At 61.1% G+C, this 15,229-nt stretch carries 15 protein-coding genes; all 15 read right to left on the bottom strand.

The window, feature by feature from the left end:
• Positions 1-17: 17 nt before the first annotated feature.
• The 15 genes from ureC to CKW19_RS01785 all read right to left on the bottom strand — a co-directional run bounded on the left by ureC (position 18) and on the right by CKW19_RS01785 (position 15,226).
• Positions 18-1,718, bottom strand: a complete 1,701-nt coding sequence (gene ureC, locus CKW19_RS01855; protein ID WP_095056313.1) for an urease subunit alpha — start codon at positions 1,716-1,718, stop codon at positions 18-20.
• Positions 1,719-1,785: 67 nt separating this feature from the next.
• The gene (locus CKW19_RS01850) at positions 1,786-2,091 is read right to left on the bottom strand and encodes an urease subunit beta (protein WP_095056312.1); all 306 of its coding nucleotides are present in this window, start codon (positions 2,089-2,091) and stop codon (positions 1,786-1,788) included.
• Positions 2,091-2,624, bottom strand: coding sequence for a GNAT family N-acetyltransferase (locus CKW19_RS01845; protein ID WP_095056311.1), 534 nt, complete (start codon positions 2,622-2,624; stop codon positions 2,091-2,093). The genes CKW19_RS01850 and CKW19_RS01845 overlap by 1 nt, the downstream gene beginning before the upstream one ends.
• Positions 2,625-2,630: 6 nt before the next feature.
• Positions 2,631-3,164, bottom strand: a complete 534-nt coding sequence (locus tag CKW19_RS01840; protein WP_095056310.1) for a GNAT family N-acetyltransferase — start codon at positions 3,162-3,164, stop codon at positions 2,631-2,633.
• 9 nt (positions 3,165-3,173) lie between these two features.
• The gene (gene ureA, locus CKW19_RS01835) at positions 3,174-3,476 is read right to left on the bottom strand and encodes an urease subunit gamma (RefSeq protein WP_095056309.1); all 303 of its coding nucleotides are present in this window, start codon (positions 3,474-3,476) and stop codon (positions 3,174-3,176) included.
• Positions 3,477-3,520: 44 nt separating this feature from the next.
• Entirely contained in the window at positions 3,521-4,360 is an 840-nt protein-coding gene (locus CKW19_RS01830) for an urease accessory protein UreD (protein ID WP_095056308.1), read from the bottom strand.
• A gap of 161 nt (positions 4,361-4,521) precedes the next feature.
• Positions 4,522-5,220 carry an urea ABC transporter ATP-binding subunit UrtE gene (urtE, locus tag CKW19_RS01825; protein WP_095056307.1) on the bottom strand — a complete coding sequence of 233 codons (699 nt, stop codon included), beginning with the start codon at positions 5,218-5,220 and terminating at the stop codon, positions 4,522-4,524.
• A gap of 132 nt (positions 5,221-5,352) precedes the next feature.
• Complete coding sequence (gene urtD / locus CKW19_RS01820) at positions 5,353-6,225, bottom strand: urea ABC transporter ATP-binding protein UrtD (protein ID WP_095056306.1); 873 nt, start codon at positions 6,223-6,225, stop codon at positions 5,353-5,355.
• The gene (gene urtC / locus CKW19_RS01815) at positions 6,222-7,301 is read right to left on the bottom strand and encodes an urea ABC transporter permease subunit UrtC (RefSeq protein WP_095056305.1); all 1,080 of its coding nucleotides are present in this window, start codon (positions 7,299-7,301) and stop codon (positions 6,222-6,224) included. The genes urtD and urtC overlap by 4 nt, the downstream gene beginning before the upstream one ends.
• The gene (gene urtB / locus CKW19_RS01810; protein ID WP_095056304.1) at positions 7,301-8,803 is read right to left on the bottom strand and encodes an urea ABC transporter permease subunit UrtB; all 1,503 of its coding nucleotides are present in this window, start codon (positions 8,801-8,803) and stop codon (positions 7,301-7,303) included. Before urtB ends, urtC begins: the two co-directional genes overlap by 1 nt.
• A 166-nt stretch (positions 8,804-8,969) precedes the next feature.
• Positions 8,970-10,235 (bottom strand): urea ABC transporter substrate-binding protein, encoded by a 1,266-nt coding sequence (urtA, locus tag CKW19_RS01805; RefSeq protein ID WP_095056303.1) that lies wholly within the window; start codon positions 10,233-10,235, stop codon positions 8,970-8,972.
• Between the two features lie 339 nt (positions 10,236-10,574).
• Positions 10,575-11,954 carry a PepSY domain-containing protein gene (locus CKW19_RS01800; RefSeq protein WP_095056302.1) on the bottom strand — a complete coding sequence of 460 codons (1,380 nt, stop codon included), beginning with the start codon at positions 11,952-11,954 and terminating at the stop codon, positions 10,575-10,577.
• Positions 11,955-12,063: 109 nt separating this feature from the next.
• Entirely contained in the window at positions 12,064-14,181 is a 2,118-nt protein-coding gene (locus tag CKW19_RS01795) for a TonB-dependent copper receptor (RefSeq protein WP_095056301.1), read from the bottom strand.
• A 98-nt stretch (positions 14,182-14,279) separates the two neighbouring features.
• A complete protein-coding gene (locus tag CKW19_RS01790; RefSeq protein ID WP_095056300.1) occupies positions 14,280-14,726 on the bottom strand; it encodes a DUF2946 domain-containing protein in 447 nt (148 codons plus the stop codon).
• A 20-nt stretch (positions 14,727-14,746) separates the two neighbouring features.
• Positions 14,747-15,226 (bottom strand): copper chaperone PCu(A)C, encoded by a 480-nt coding sequence (locus CKW19_RS01785; RefSeq protein WP_095056299.1) that lies wholly within the window; start codon positions 15,224-15,226, stop codon positions 14,747-14,749.
• Positions 15,227-15,229 lie beyond the last annotated feature (3 nt).

The following is a 15,229-nucleotide window of genomic DNA, read 5'->3' as shown; positions in this document are numbered from 1 at the left end:
TCTGCGCGCAATCCTGCTTAAAACAGGAAATAACGCTGCGCCATCGGCAACGTTTCTGCGGGCTCACACCACAACAACACGCCGTCAGCCTTGACCTGGTAAGTCTGCGGATCAACGTCGATGCTCGGCAGGTAATCGTTGTGAATCAGGTCGGTTTTCTGCACATCGCGACAGCCTTTGACCACGGCGATTTTCTTCTTCAGCCCCAACGCTTCCGGTAATCCCGCCTCCTGTGCCGCCTGGCTGATGAAGGTCATGCTGGTGGCGTGCAGCGAGCCGCCGAAGCTGGCAAACATTGGACGGTAATGCACCGGTTGCGGCGTCGGGATCGAAGCGTTGGCATCGCCCATCAGGCTGGCCGCGATGGCACCACCCTTGAGAATCAGCGTCGGTTTCACGCCAAAAAATGCCGGACGCCAGAGCACCAGATCGGCCCATTTCCCGACTTCGACCGAGCCCACTTCATGGCTGATGCCATGGGTGATCGCCGGGTTGATGGTGTATTTGGCGATGTAGCGCTTGGCGCGGAAGTTGTCATTGCCTTCACCGTCCAGCGGCAGCGGACCGCGCTGTTTTTTCATCTTGTCGGCGGTCTGCCAGGTGCGTGTGATGACCTCGCCGACGCGGCCCATGGCCTGGCTGTCGGAGCTGATCATCGAGAACGCGCCGAGGTCGTGCAGGATGTCTTCGGCGGCAATCGTTTCGCGACGGATACGGCTTTCGGCGAAGGCCACGTCTTCGGCAATGCTCGGGTCCAGGTGATGGCAGACCATGAGCATGTCGAGGTGTTCATCGATGGTGTTGCGGGTGAAGGGTCGGGTCGGGTTGGTCGAACTCGGCAGCACGTTGGCAAAGCCGCAAGCCTTGATGATGTCCGGCGCGTGACCGCCACCGGCACCTTCGGTGTGGTAGGTGTGGATGGTGCGGCCCTTGAAGGCGGCAAGGGTGGTTTCGACGAAACCGGACTCGTTAAGGGTGTCGGTGTGGATCGCGACTTGTACGTCGAACTGATCAGCCACCGTCAGGCAGTTGTCGATGCTCGCCGGCGTGGTGCCCCAATCTTCGTGCAGCTTGAGACCGATGGCACCGGCCCTGACCTGCTCGATGAGCGGTTCCGGCAGGCTGGCGTTGCCCTTGCCGGTGAGGCCGATGTTCATCGGGAACGCGTCGGCGGCCTGGAGCATGCGCGCCAGATGCCACGGTCCGGACGTGCAGGTCGTGGCGTTGGTGCCGGTGGCAGGGCCGGTGCCACCGCCGATCATGGTGGTGACGCCGCTCATCAGCGCTTCTTCGATCTGTTGCGGGCAGATGAAGTGAATGTGCGTGTCGATGCCGCCGGCGGTGAGGATCATGCCTTCACCGGCGATCACTTCGGTGCTGGCGCCGATGGCGATGTTGACGTTGGGCTGGATGTCCGGGTTGCCGGCCTTGCCGATCGCCGCAATGCGGCCGTCCTTGAGGCCGACGTCGGCTTTGACGATGCCCCAGTGGTCGATGATCAGGGCGTTGGTAATCACCGTGTCGACGACCGCGGCCGCGAGTAGCTGGCTTTGACCCTGACCGTCGCGGATCACCTTGCCGCCGCCGAATTTCACTTCTTCGCCGTAGGTGGTGAAGTCCTTTTCGACTTCGATCCACAGCTCGGTGTCGGCCAGGCGCACCTTGTCACCGACGGTGGGACCGAACATGTCGGCGTAGGCTTGACGGGAAATCTTCATTGGAAATCCTTGCACAAATTAATTGTGGCGAGGGGGCAAGCCCCCTCGCCACAGGGACCGATGCTAATCACAGATCACCCATGATCCTGCCGGCAAAACCGAATACCCGACGATGCCCCGCCAAATCCACCAACTCGACCTCGCGACTCTGCCCCGGCTCAAACCGTACGGCGGTTCCCGCAGGGATGTTCAAGCGCATGCCGCGACTGGCGGCGCGGTCGAACGTCAGCGCATCGTTGGTTTCAAAAAAGTGGTAGTGCGAGCCCACCTGGATCGGCCGGTCGCCGCTGTTGGCCACTTTCAGGCTGAGGGTGCGGCGGCCGACGTTGAGTTCGATCTCGCCGCTCTGGATCTGGTATTCACCGGGAATCATCAATGAGCTCCTTGGAGAATCTTGTAGTAGAGGGCGGTCGCCTTGTAGCGGCCATTCGGGTCGCAGGCGTAGTCGGGAATCTCCCCGGCGCGGGTGTAGCCCAAGGCCTTGTAGAAATCCTCGGCGGGCGAGCCTGCCTCGGTGTCGAGGTAGAGCAAGCCACGTTTGTGTTGCAGGGCCGCTTGTTCCAGAGCTGCCATCAATTGCTGGCCCAGACCGCGACGCCGTGCATGCTCGCGCACCAGCAGTTTCTGCACTTCGGCGCGGTTCAGGCCATTGGCTTTCTGGCACAAACCCAATTGCACGCTGGCCTGCACCTGTTCGTCCTTGACCACCACCCACAGCAGCACATTGCCCTTGTTGAGGTTGTCCTGGACCTCGTCGAAATAGGCGTGGGCCTGCATCGCATCCAGGTCAGCCATGAAGCCGACGCTGGCGCCGTAACCGACGGCATCGAGCAATAAGTCGATCAGGCCCTGACGATAATGCGCGAAGCTTTCAACGTTGACGCGTCGCAGTTGGGCAGCGTTCATCGGGCCTTACTCCTTGTTGATGCTGGGCGGCAGCGCGCCAGGATTGAGGGTCAATTGCATGAAGGTCAGGTCCAGCCAGCGGCCAAACTTGGTGCCCACTTGCGGCATTTGTCCGGTGATCACGAAACCGGCACGCTCATGCAAGCGAATGGACTCGGCGTTGCCGCTTTCGATGGCCGCGACCATCACGTGTTTGTCGCAGCCTTTGGCGCGCTCGATCAGCACGTCCATCAGTTTCGGGCCGAGGCCGTTACCGCGCTGGTCGCTGCGCACGTAAACCGAGTGCTCGACGGTGTGACGGAAACCGTCGAACGGGCGCCAGTCGCCGAACGAGGCATAACCGAGCACGTTATTGTCTGCATCGACGACGACCAGAATCGGATAGCCCTGGGTTTGTCGGGCGCTGAACCAGGCCTGACGGTTGTTCAGGTCGACGGCTTGTTCATTCCAGATCGCGGTGGTGTTGAGCACGGCGTCGTTGTAGATGTCGCGGATTGCCGGGAGGTCGGCGTGCTCGGCATCGCGGATGGAGTAAGTCATGGCGCGGCCTCAGGCGATGGGTTGGTGGACGGTGACCAGTTTGGTGCCGTCGGGGAAGGTGGCTTCGACCTGAATCTCGGGGATCATTTCCGGGATGCCCTCCATCACTTGTTCGCGGGTCAGCAGGGTGGTGCCGAAGTGCATCAGCTCGGCGACGGTGCGGCCGTCACGCGCACCTTCGAGCAGCGCGGCGGAGATGTACGCCATGGCTTCCGGGTAGTTGAGTTTCACACCGCGCGCCAAACGCCGCTCGGCCACCAGGCCTGCGGTGAAGATCAGCAGCTTGTCTTTTTCGCGTGGGGTCAGGTCCATCGTTGGAATCCATTTTTGGCAGAATGAAAATCTTGCGTCAGTGTTCAGGTGTTCCATATTCTGGGTGGTATGGCTTCGCGACCGAGCAATGCCGGGCGCAGCAATTTCCACAAATCAATCAGCCATCCCCGCGCCAACAACGCTTCACTGGCTAGACACCGTGCAACCAGCAATCCTGGCAGTTGGGTCAGGTCCCCGCGCACGTCGTTGGGCAGTGAACGGCAGGTCTCCAGCAAATCGCCATCGACTTCACCCGTCACCAGCAAGGTCGCGAACACGGGCTGCCCGTCCAGGCCAATCGGCGAATCGAGCAAACCGTCATTCCCGACAATGCGCTGGCGTTCGTGCCAGAGCAACTGGCCGTCACGGCGGATATCGAGTTGTGCCTGAAAATGCCCGAGGTCAAAGCGTTCCCCGCTGGCCGGTCGGCCCAAGGCCACAACGTCCCAGTAGAACAGCCGCGCATCGCCTTCAAGGTCGATGCAGGTGCTCAGTTCTGCCTGGGCGGCGCTGAAGATGATCGTCTCTTGCGGCACCCACTCCAGCGTCGCACCGGCCGCCACCTGCAACGTCAACTGCTGATAAGCGGCACCGGCCGCGCGATACCACTTGGCTGCGCCGGGGCTGGTGATCTGCGCCCAGGCGTCGGTGCCAACGCTGGCCGAGATGTCCAGCCGATCACCTCCGGCAATGCCACCGGGCGGATGGACGATGATGTGCTGGCAGACTTCAGGCCCTTCGGCATACAGATGCTTCTGCACCCGCAGCGGGCCTTGATGACGACGCAGAACCGGGCGGGTGCTGGCACCGAATCGGGCATAACCCAGCTCCAGTTCGGCGTGCCAACTGGGTGTGAACAAAACGCCTGAAGCTGGAAGAGTCATAGTCGGTGCTTACTGTGAGGTAAGCAGGTCTCTGCAAAGCCTGTGCCGCAGGGATTGCAGGCAGGAGGCCGCTAATGATCGTTGTCGCGCACCAACAGGAGGCGTCGCATGGATAAAGACGCAACATATTGGTGCTTCATGCTTCTTTGAACCGGCGAAGATCAGATCGTTACCAGCCCGCGCACACCCTCGGCCTCCATGTTTTCGCCACGGCCTTGTTGCACGATCTCACCCCGGGACATCACCACGTAGTGGTCAGCCAGTTCGGCGGCGAAATCGTAGAATTGCTCCACCAGCAAAATCGCCATGTCGCCCCGGGCCGCGAGTTTTTTGATCACCGCGCCGATTTCCTTTATCACCGACGGCTGAATGCCTTCGGTGGGTTCGTCGAGGATCAGAAGGCGAGGGCGGCTGGCCAAGGCGCGGCCGATAGCCAGTTGCTGTTGTTGGCCGCCGGACAGATCGCCGCCGCGGCGGTCTTTCATTTGCAGCAGAACCGGGAACAGCTCGTAGATGAACGCCGGGACTTCTTTGGCTTCGCTGCCGGGGAAGCGCGACAGGCCCATCAGCAGGTTTTCCTCGACGGTGAGGCGACCGAAGATTTCCCGGCCCTGCGGTACATAGGCGATTCCCGCGTGTACGCGCTGGTGCGGTTTGAACGTGGTGATCGGTTTGCCTTCCCAGTTCACGGAACCTTCCTTGGCCGGTAACAGGCCCATCAGGCATTTGAGCAGGGTGGTCTTGCCCACGCCGTTACGCCCGAGCAGGCAGGTGACTTCGCCGACCTTCACGTCAAACGACAGGCCGCGCAGGATGTGGCTTCCGCCGTAGTACTGGTGCAGTTTTTCGACTTGCAGCATTTCAACGTTCTCCTCAAATCCCCTGTAGGAGCTGGCTTGCCAGCGATGAGGCCATGACATTCAACATCAATGTCGGCAGTTGCATCGCTATCGTTGGCAAGCCAGCTCCTACAGGTTTTGTATTCGAAAAATTCAGCGACCGAGGTAGACCTCGATGACGCGCTCGTTTTCCTGCACCTGCTCCAGCGACCCTTCGGCCAGCACGCTGCCCTGATGCAACACGGTGACGTGATCGGCAATCGAGCCGACGAAGCCCATGTCGTGCTCCACCACCATCAGCGAATGCTTGCCTGCCAGGCGCTTGAACAGCTCGGCGGTGAATTCGGTTTCGGCGTCGGTCATGCCCGCCACCGGCTCGTCGAGCAGTAGCAGTTGCGGGTCTTGCATCAGCAACATGCCAATCTCAAGAAATTGCTTCTGACCGTGGGACAGCAAGCCGGCGGGGCGATTGACCGAGGTGGTCAGGCGAATGGTCTCCAGTACTTCGGCGATGCGGTCTTTTTGTTCGCCATTCAGGCGAGCGCGCAAACTGGCCCATACCGATTTGTCGGTTTTCTGCGCCAGCTCAAGATTCTCGAACACGCTCAAGGCTTCGAACACCGTCGGTTTCTGGAACTTGCGACCGATGCCCGCCTGGGCGATCTGCACTTCGCTCATTTGCGTCAGGTCCAGGGTTTCGCCGAACCAGGCCTTACCGTGACTTGGGCGGGTCTTGCCGGTGATCACGTCCATCAGCGTGGTCTTGCCCGCACCGTTGGGGCCGATGATGCAGCGCAACTCGCCGACGCCGATGTACAGGTTCAGATTGTTCAGCGCACGAAAACCGTCGAAGCTGACGCTGATGTCTTCCAGGGTCAGGATCGTGCCGTGACGGGTGTTCAGTCCGGGGCCGACACGTTGACCGAGCCCGAGGGCGTCGCGGCTGGTGCCGGCATCGCGGTTGGGTTCCAGTGGTGGAAAGAACGCCGGTTCGAGCATGAATTCAGCCGTTGCCGTGACTCTCATTGTTCACCTCTTTTCTTCAGCAAACCGATCACGCCTTTGGGCAGGTACAGGGTCACGACGATGAACAGCGCACCGAGAAAGAACAGCCAGTACTCGGGAAATGCCACGGTGAACCAGCTCTTCATGCCGTTGACCACACCGGCGCCGAGCAAAGGGCCGATCAAGGTGCCGCGTCCGCCGAGTGCGACCCACACCGCCGCTTCAATCGAGTTGGTCGGCGACATTTCGCTCGGGTTGATGATGCCGACCTGAGGCACGTACAACGCCCCCGCCAGACCGCACAACACCGCGCTCAACACCCAGACAAACAGCTTGAAACCGCGCGGGTCATAGCCGCAGAACATCAGGCGGTTTTCCGCATCGCGCAGCGCGGTCAGGACCCGGCCGAACTTGCTTTGCGCCAGACGCCAACCGATGTACAGGCTCGCCACCAACAGCAGTACCGTGCAAAAAAACAGCACGGCACGAGTGCCCGGTTCAGTGATGCCGAAGCCGAGAATCGTGCGGAAATTGGTGAAGCCGTTGTTGCCGCCGAAACCGGTCTCGTTGCGGAAAAACAACAGCATGCCGGCGAAGGTCAGGGCCTGGGTCATGATCGAGAAGTACACGCCCTTGATTCGCGAACGGAAGGCGAAGAAACCGAACACCAGCGCCAGCAATCCCGGCGCCAATACCACCAGACACAGGGTCCAGAGAAAACTGCTGGTGCCGGTCCAGAACCACGGCAATTCGGTCCACGACAGGAACGTCATGAACGCCGGCAAGCCGTCGCCCGAGGCCTGGCGCATCAGGTACATGCCCATCGCATAACCGCCGAGGGCGAAGAACAGACCGTGACCGAGGGACAGCAATCCGGCGTAACCCCAGACCAGATCCAGTGCCAGGGCGACGATGGCGTAGCAAAGGATTTTGCCCACCAGGGTCAGGGTGTAAGCCGAGACGTGCAGCGGGTTGTCGGGTGACAGCAACGACAGCAGCGGCAATGCCAACAGCAGAACGAGGATCACCACACCGACGGCAATCGAGACTTTGGGGCCGGCTTTTTGTGTCGCGGTAACGAGCAGGGGCTGGTTCATCAGTCGATCACCCGTCCTTTCAATGCGAAGAGGCCTTGCGGACGTTTCTGGATGAACAGAATGATCAGCGCGAGGATGAGGATCTTGCCGAGCACGGCACCGATCTGCGGTTCGAGAATCTTGTTGGCAATCCCGAGACCGAACGCGGCGAACACGCTACCGGCCAACTGCCCGACACCGCCGAGCACCACCACCAGGAACGAGTCGATGATGTAGCTCTGGCCGAGGTCCGGGCCGACGTTGCCGATCTGGCTCAGCGCCACACCGCCGAGGCCGGCGATGCCCGAGCCGAGGCCGAAGGCGAGCATGTCCACGCGCCCGGTGGGCACGCCGCAGCAGGCGGCCATGTTGCGATTCTGGGTGACGGCACGCACGTTCAGGCCCAGGCGCGTCCTGTTCAGCAGCAGCCAGGTCAGCACCACCACGGACAAGGCGAAGGCGATGATGACGATGCGGTTGTACGGCAGCACCAGGTTCGGCAGCACCTGAATCCCGCCCGACAACCATGCCGGGTTGGCCACTTCGACGTTCTGCGCGCCGAACACCAGCCGCACCAGCTGAATCAGCATCAGGCTGATGCCCCAGGTGGCAAGCAGGGTTTCCAGCGGACGGCCGTAGAGGTGGCGAATCACCGTGCGTTCCAGCGCCATGCCGATGGCGGCGGTGACGAAAAACGCCACCGGCAACGCAATCAATGGATAGAACTCGATGGCCTGCGGTGCATAGCGCTGGAACATCAACTGCACGACATAGGTCGAGTAGGCGCCGAGCATCAGCATCTCGCCGTGGGCCATGTTGATCACGCCGAGCAGGCCGAAGGTGATCGCCAGTCCCAATGCGGCGAGCAGCAAAATCGAGCCCAGCGACATACCACTGAAGGCCTGACCCAAGAGTTCGCCGATCAGCAGTTTGCGTTTGACTTGAGCGAGGCTGGTTTCGGCGGCGGTATGCACGGTGGCGTCGGTTTCGACGCCGGGTTCCAGCAGGTTTTCAAGACGAGTGCGGGCCAGTGGATCACCGGTTTCACCGAGCAAACGCACAGCGGCGAGGCGCACGGCGGGATCGCTGTCGACCAATTGCAGATTGGCCAGGGCAAGGCTCAGGGCGCTGTGAACGCCTTCGTCCTGTTCGCCCGCCAGTTGCCGGTCGAGGAATTTCAGTTGCGTCGGTTTGGCGCTTTTCTGCAATTGTTGCGCGGCGCCCAGGCGGATTTTGGCGTCGGCGGCGAGCAACTGGTGACTGGCCAGGGCGGTGTCGATCAGACCGCGCAGGCGGTTGTTCAGGCGCAAGGTTTTTGGCTGGCCGTCGACGGTCAATTCGCCTTGTTGCAGGGCGTTGATCAGTTCGATGCGGGCTGGATCTGGCTGCGCGGCCCAGGCTTCCAGCAGCTTGGCTTGCTGTACGGGATTGGCGGCGATGAAGTCTTCGGCGTCGCCGGCGTGAGTGGCCATTGGCAACAAGAGCGCAATGGCGAGGATCAAGCGATAAAGGGCGGTGGGCATGTCGAACGTCCTGGTCATGCACGGACCCTGTAGGAGCTGGCTTGCCAGCGATGGCATCACCTCGGAGCATCAAATACGACCGAGTCGTCTGCATCGCTGGCAAGCCCGCTCCTACAGGTGTTGTGTCAGACCCGAGCTCAAAGCTCGGGCCCGGCATCCAGTGGCTTTAGTTGCTCTTCATCGCATAGTCCGGCTTCTTGTCGTTGCCCTGAATGAACGGGCTCCACGGCTGGGCGCGGATTGGCCCATCGGTCTGCCACACCACGTTGAACTGACCGTCGGCCTGGATCTCGCCGATCATCACCGGCTTGTGCAGGTGGTGGTTGGTCTTGTCCATGGTCAGGGTGTAGCCGGACGGTGCGGCAAAGGTCTGGCCGGCGAGGGCTTCGCGGACTTTGTCGACGTCGGTGGACTTGGCTTTTTCAGCAGCCTGCGCCCACATATGGATGCCGACATAAGTGGCCTCCATCGGGTCGTTGGTCACCGCTTTGTCAGCGCCCGGCAGATTGTGTTTCTTGGCGTAGGCTTTCCAGTCGGCGACGAATTTCTTGTTCGCCGGGTTCTCCACCGACTCGAAGTAGTTCCACGCTGCGAGGTTGCCCACCAACGGTTTGGTGTCGATGCCGCGCAGTTCTTCTTCACCGACCGAGAACGCCACGACCGGAACGTCGGTGGCTTTCAGGCCCTGGTTGGCCAGCTCTTTGTAGAACGGCACGTTGGAGTCGCCGTTGACGGTGGAGATGACCGCCGTCTTGCCGCCGGCCGAGAATTTCTTGATGTTGGCGACGATGGTTTGATAGTCGCTGTGGCCGAACGGGGTGTAGACCTCTTCGATGTCCTTGTCGGCCACGCCTTTGGAATGCAGGAACGAACGCAAAATCTTATTGGTGGTGCGCGGGTAGACGTAGTCGGTGCCGAGCAGGAAGTAGCGCTTGGCGCTGCCGCCTTCTTCGCTCATCAGGTATTCAACGGCGGGAATCGCTTGCTGGTTCGGCGCGGCACCGGTGTAGAACACGTTTGGCGACATCTCTTCGCCTTCGTATTGCACCGGGTAGAACAGCAGGCCATTGAGCTCTTCGAACACCGGCAATACCGATTTGCGCGACACGGAGGTCCAGCAGCCGAACACCACGGCGACCTTGTCCTGGGTCAGCAGCTGACGACCCTTCTCGGCGAACAGTGGCCAGTTCGATGCAGGGTCCACCACCACCGGTTCCAGCATCTTGCCGTTCACGCCGCCCTTGGCGTTGATCTCGTCGATGGTCATCAGCGCCATGTCCTTGAGCGATGTCTCGGAGATCGCCATGGTCCCGGACAGGGAGTGCAGAATGCCGACCTTGATGGTCTCTGCGGCCTGGACGGTCCAGGTCATACCCATCGCGGCAATGGATGCCGTGAGTGTGAAAGCCTTGATCAAGCTGCGACGCTTCATTGTGCGATCTCCATGAACTTATGAATTTTCTGGGTGGCAGATGCGGACTACTGAAGGGTCTATAGCAAGGGTTGTGCCCGGTCGGAGAAAGGCATGAAAATGTCGTGCTAGAGGGGTTGCGCGATTTTGCATCGCACCATGAAGGATCGGGTCTGGCGCATTGGTGCGTTGTGCTGCGCCAGATTGGCGCACGGACAAGTTCGCAATGGGTAGGAGCTGTCGAGCGAAGCGAGGCTGTGATCTTTTGACCTTGATCTGCAAAAAGATCGCAGCCTCGCTTCGCTCGACAGCTCCTACAGGGAATGTGGCGGTCGGGTGCCTACAGGCAGCGCACCAGACTTATGAGGATGATGAGGCACTCTCTGACTGCCGGGTGAAGCGTGACAGCAGCACACGATCAAGCACCCAGACGACCACCAGCGAAGCACCCACCAACGGGAAGGCCACCGCCAACGCGAACATGATGACCATCGCGGTTTTCCATTTCGGCAGGTCGTGGCGCAGCGGCGGTACGCCCAATTTGCCTTGCGGGCGACGCTTCCACCAGATCACCACGCCGCTGACGGCGCTGAGCAGGATCATCAGGCAGATGATCAGCACGATGATCTGGTTGACCACCCCGAACATCTTGCCTTCGTGCAGCATCACGCCGATTTCCGTGGCGCGGGCGACAGTGCCGTATTGCTCGAAACGCACATCGGCGAGGACGTCGCCGGTGTACTGGTCGACGTGCAGCGTGGCGTCGTTGCGAGGGTCGTCGGCGAACACGGCGATGGTGAAGACACCCGTGGCGGTGGTCGGGAAGGTGATGCTGTAACCGGGTTCGACCTTGCGCTGCACGGCGATGTTCTGCACATCTTGCAAACTGATGGTCGGCGCGGCCGGACTGGCCTGTGCACCACCGTGGGCCATGTGTTCGGCATGGTCACCGGACATTGGCATCGGCGTGTTTTCCATGGCCCACGGCACGGTCTGGCGGGTGGCGCTGTTGAGGCTGCGCGCTTCGACGTCGGACTTCGGCACGTCATCCCACATCGCTGCGGGGAACACGTTCCACACCGCCGCGTATTGCTTTCCCCAGAACCCGGTCCAGGTCATGCCGCTGAGCAGCATCACCAGCAGCAAGGACGCGCCCCAGAACCCGGTGACTGCGTGCAGATCGCGCCACAAAACGCGGCCTCGACTGTTCAAGCGTGGCCACAGAATGCCCGCCGCCTGACCGCGTGGCCACCACAGAAACACCCCGGAAACCACCAGCACCACGCCCCAGCCAGCGGCCAGTTCGATCAGACGGTCGCCGACGGTGCCGATCATCAGCTCACCGTGTATCGCCCGGGCGATGGCTTGCAGGTTCTGCTTGGCATCCTGTTCACCGAGGATGTCGCCGTGGTACGGATCGACGAACACATTCAGCTCGTTGCCGCCATTGAGCACCACAAACTGCGCGCTGCGCTCGGCGCTGACCGGTGGCAGGTATTGCTTGATGGTCGCCTGTGGATAGGCGTCTTTCACGCGCTTGAGCAAGTCGTCGGCCGAGACCGTGTGATGGCCGGCCGGGACGTTGAGCAGGCTGCTGTACATCAACGAATCGAGTTGCGGTTTGAACAGGTAGATCGTGCCGGTCAGGGCCAGCATCACCATGAAGGGCGCAACGAATAATCCGGCATAGAAATGCCAACGCCAGGCCAGGTTGTAGAAATTCACTTTGGGCTGTTTCATCGCGTGTGCTCCGCGTGGCTGGATCTTTTAGTTGTTTGTTTTGCGGTTGCTGCGCAACCGATCGCGAGCAAGCTCGCTCCTACAAAAGAGCGGCTTGCCTGCGCTGTTGTCAGAAGCTCATGTCCACCTTGGTCCAGAGCGTTCGCCCCGGTTCCTTGATGGCTTGCGGGTCGTTGGCGGGGTAGCCGAACCCGGCGTTGCCGGCCAGGTTCAGGTGTTCGGCGTAAGCCTTGCCGAACAGGTTGTCGACGCCGCTGCTGACCTTCCAGTGCTTGTTGATCCGATAGGCGCCGTTGAGGGAGAACACGCCGAAGCCCGGTGTCTTGTCGTAGTCCTTGCCGACCACGTTGCCCTTGTTCTGGTCGATACGGTTTTGCGCGGCGACCACTCGCCACAGTGCGCCGGCGCTCCAGTTGTCTTCGCTGTAGGTCAGACCGAAACGCGCATCCAGCGGCGGCATTTGCGGCAACGCATTGCCATCGCTGCTGTTCTTGCCCCAGGCGTAAGCCAGGGTCGCGTCGGCTTTCCAGTTTTCGGTCAGCTTGTAGGCCGCGCCCAATTCGCCGCCCATGATCCGTGCGTCGATGTTCTCGGCTTGCGAGGTTGTGCCCATCATTGTCGGGGTGTAGTTGAACAAAATGTAATCGCGCACCTGGCCGACGTAACCCGAAGCCCAGGCTTCGAGGTCTTCGGTTTTGTATTGCAGGCCGAAGTCGAGCTGAGTGGTTTTTTCAGGCTTGATCGAATCGAACGCGTTCACCGATCCGGCGGGCCCGGATTTTGGCGAAAACAACTCCCAGTAATCCGGGAAACGCTGGGTGTGACCGAGACCGGCATACAAGGTGGTCGGGCTGTCGGCCAAGTCATGCTCGTAGCGAACGAAGCCGCTGGGCAGCGTATCGGCGCGGGTGTCGTCGGCGGTCGGATTCGGGCGGGTCATCATTCCCGAGCCGGTGGTCTGCCGGTAATCCTTGGCCGAAGCACGGTCCAGGCGCGCGCCACTGATCAAGCGATCACGGTCGGCGGCGTACCAGGTCAGTTCGCCGAACACACCGTAGTTATGGAAGTCGGCGTCCTTGGTGTAGGGCACGTCCTTGTAGGTGTCGATGCCCATGGCGCTGCGTTGGCGATGTTCGTTGGTCTGCGCGTCGATGCCGCTGATCAACTGCACATCGGCCCAGCGCCATGTCGCCTTGACCCGTGCGCCGAGGGTCCGACGGTCGACGTTGGACGCCATGGGGCCGGCCATCATCCCGGTGCCGGACGGCGTGCGCAGGGTGTAGTTGTCCATCACGTGGTCGGCGTAGTTGTAGTAGACCTGCGCTTCGATCTTGTCGAGCACGTCGCCGATGTTGGACTGTTCGAAACGCAGGCCAAGGCTCTCGCGCAAGAACTGCGTACCGTCCATGCCGCGTCCGGCGTATCGGGCCTCGCCATCGCCCTTGCCGGCAGTCAGTTCCAGCAGCGTGTCGGCGTTCGGCGTCCAGCCGACGGCAACGTCGCCGTTCCATTTGTCATAGCGCGACGGCACGGTGTCGTTATTGCCGTCCTGGTAGTCGTCCGCCTGGGCGGTGTTGCCTATGACGCGCACATAACCCAATGGCCCGCCGGCAGCGGCGTCCACGACTTTGTCGAAACGTCCGTTGGAGCCGGCCAGCACACTGGCGTTTACCCGTGTGCCGAGTTCACCAAAGCTTTCCGGCTCACGGTCGAACAGGATCGTGCCGGCCGAAGCCCCCGGGCCCCAGAGCACGGTTTGCGGGCCTTTGATCACGGTCAGTTTGTCGTAGGTTTCCGGTGAGATGTACGAGGTTGGCGCGTCCATGCGACCCGGGCAGGCGCCCAGCAGCATGCTGCCGTTGGTGAGGATGTTCAGCCGCGAACCGAACATGCCACGCAATACCGGATCGCCGTTGGTGCCGCCGTTGCGTACTTGAGCGAAGCCCGGAATGGTTTTCAGATAATCAGAACCGTCGCTGGCCGGCACCGGCTGGCGTGGGTCTTTGGGGTTGGTGATGATGGTCAGCGGTGAACTTGGAGCAATGGCGGTGATGACCGTCGGGCTCAGTTCCTCACTGTGACCGGCGTGTTCATCGGCCAGCGCGCAAGGCGCCAGCAAGGCACCGCACAGAATCGCGGTGGCGTGCCTGAAGCGAATGCTGGATTCGCTCAGGGAGAAGGCGGCTTGAGCAGTGCTCAAGCACGGGACAGCAGAAAACCTGGACATGACAATTTCCATCGAACAGTCGTAAACCACACGGCCGACAACCTGCACAATCCCTGTAGGAGCGAGCTTGCGGACCGTGTGAAATCAGAGTTGAGTGTTTACGCGACGACAGGCGGGGCGCGGGTGCGGGCGCCGGGGAAGAAGGTTTGCCGGGCATGACCCAGGCGTGGGGAAGGGGTGGTGAAGGTGTTGACGGGTGGGATGTCGAATGTGGCGAATGAACCGCCACCGGTCAGCGCCGGGCAATTGAACAGCAGGCTGCAATAGCCGCACTTTTCCCACAGCGCATGGTGGCCCGCTTCTGGCGGGCAATGTTCGGCAGCAGGTTGCGCGCCGTGCCCGGCGTGCTCCATTGCCGACATGTCCATGCTCATGTCCATCGACATTTCCATGGACATCGGGGTGCGCTGATCCATCGGCATCGACTGAGAAATCAGTGGACCGATAAAGATCATCAGCATGGCGAACAGGCTGATCCAGCTGCCGCGTGTCAGGTTCAATGACCGGCCGTGTGACCTGGATGCCCTGGCGCTAAGCGGGCGCATGGCGAATGCAGCTCAGGTGCTCACTGGGCGTGCACGTGCTGCGGCATGCTGTCTGGCGCTTTTTTCTGCACGGCCACTTCGACGGTTACATCACCGGCTTTCTCGAAGTGCAGGGTCATGGGAAAACGCTTGCCGTCAGTGAGCAGGCTGCGGTCTTTCAGGTTTACCAGCATGACGTGGTAGGCCATGGGGGCGAAGGTGACATTGCCGCCAGCGGGAATGTCCACGCTCGGTACAGGCTGCATCTTCATCAGGTCGTTTTTCATCACGTGCTCGTGCAATTGCGCCTCGCCCGAAATCGGCGAATCGACGCTGAGCAGTCGATCAGCGGAGTTGCCGCTGTTGTGGATGATGAAATACGCAGCGACGGTCGGCGCATTGGGCGGCAGCTCTTGCGACCAGGGATGTGCGACTTCCAGTGCGCCGACCTTGTATTCGTGGGCATTGGCAAAGCAGGCAGGCAGCAGCAATGCGGCCAGAACGATGAATTTTTTCAGCATGGC

It is taken from the genome of Pseudomonas sp. Irchel s3f7 (genome assembly GCF_900187615.1).
In the GTDB taxonomy this organism is placed as follows: domain Bacteria; phylum Pseudomonadota; class Gammaproteobacteria; order Pseudomonadales; family Pseudomonadaceae; genus Aquipseudomonas.
This window is presented reverse-complemented; position numbering and strand designations above follow the sequence as displayed.

Bases quoted from the DNA above. Each gene is read 5' to 3' on its own strand.
- urtA (WP_095056303.1), bottom strand. From the start codon at position 10,235: ATGAAGCGTCGCAGCTTGATCAAGGCTTTCACACTCACGGCATCCATT.
- CKW19_RS01795 (WP_095056301.1), bottom strand. From the start codon at position 14,181: ATGTCCAGGTTTTCTGCTGTCCCGTGCTTGAGCACTGCTCAAGCCGCC.
- CKW19_RS01845 (WP_095056311.1), bottom strand. From the start codon at position 2,624: ATGAACGCTGCCCAACTGCGACGCGTCAACGTTGAAAGCTTCGCGCAT.
- urtC (WP_095056305.1), bottom strand. From the start codon at position 7,301: ATGAACCAGCCCCTGCTCGTTACCGCGACACAAAAAGCCGGCCCCAAA.
- ureC (WP_095056313.1), bottom strand. From the start codon at position 1,718: ATGAAGATTTCCCGTCAAGCCTACGCCGACATGTTCGGTCCCACCGTC.
- CKW19_RS01850 (WP_095056312.1), bottom strand. From the start codon at position 2,091: ATGATTCCCGGTGAATACCAGATCCAGAGCGGCGAGATCGAACTCAAC.
- CKW19_RS01840 (WP_095056310.1), bottom strand. From the start codon at position 3,164: ATGACTTACTCCATCCGCGATGCCGAGCACGCCGACCTCCCGGCAATC.
- CKW19_RS01790 (WP_095056300.1), bottom strand. From the start codon at position 14,726: ATGCGCCCGCTTAGCGCCAGGGCATCCAGGTCACACGGCCGGTCATTG.
- urtD (WP_095056306.1), bottom strand. From the start codon at position 6,225: ATGAGAGTCACGGCAACGGCTGAATTCATGCTCGAACCGGCGTTCTTT.
- CKW19_RS01800 (WP_095056302.1), bottom strand. From the start codon at position 11,954: ATGAAACAGCCCAAAGTGAATTTCTACAACCTGGCCTGGCGTTGGCAT.
- ureA (WP_095056309.1), bottom strand. From the start codon at position 3,476: ATGGACCTGACCCCACGCGAAAAAGACAAGCTGCTGATCTTCACCGCA.
- CKW19_RS01830 (WP_095056308.1), bottom strand. From the start codon at position 4,360: ATGACTCTTCCAGCTTCAGGCGTTTTGTTCACACCCAGTTGGCACGCC.
- urtB (WP_095056304.1), bottom strand. From the start codon at position 8,803: ATGCCCACCGCCCTTTATCGCTTGATCCTCGCCATTGCGCTCTTGTTG.
- CKW19_RS01785 (WP_095056299.1), bottom strand. From the start codon at position 15,226: ATGCTGAAAAAATTCATCGTTCTGGCCGCATTGCTGCTGCCTGCCTGC.
- urtE (WP_095056307.1), bottom strand. From the start codon at position 5,220: ATGCTGCAAGTCGAAAAACTGCACCAGTACTACGGCGGAAGCCACATC.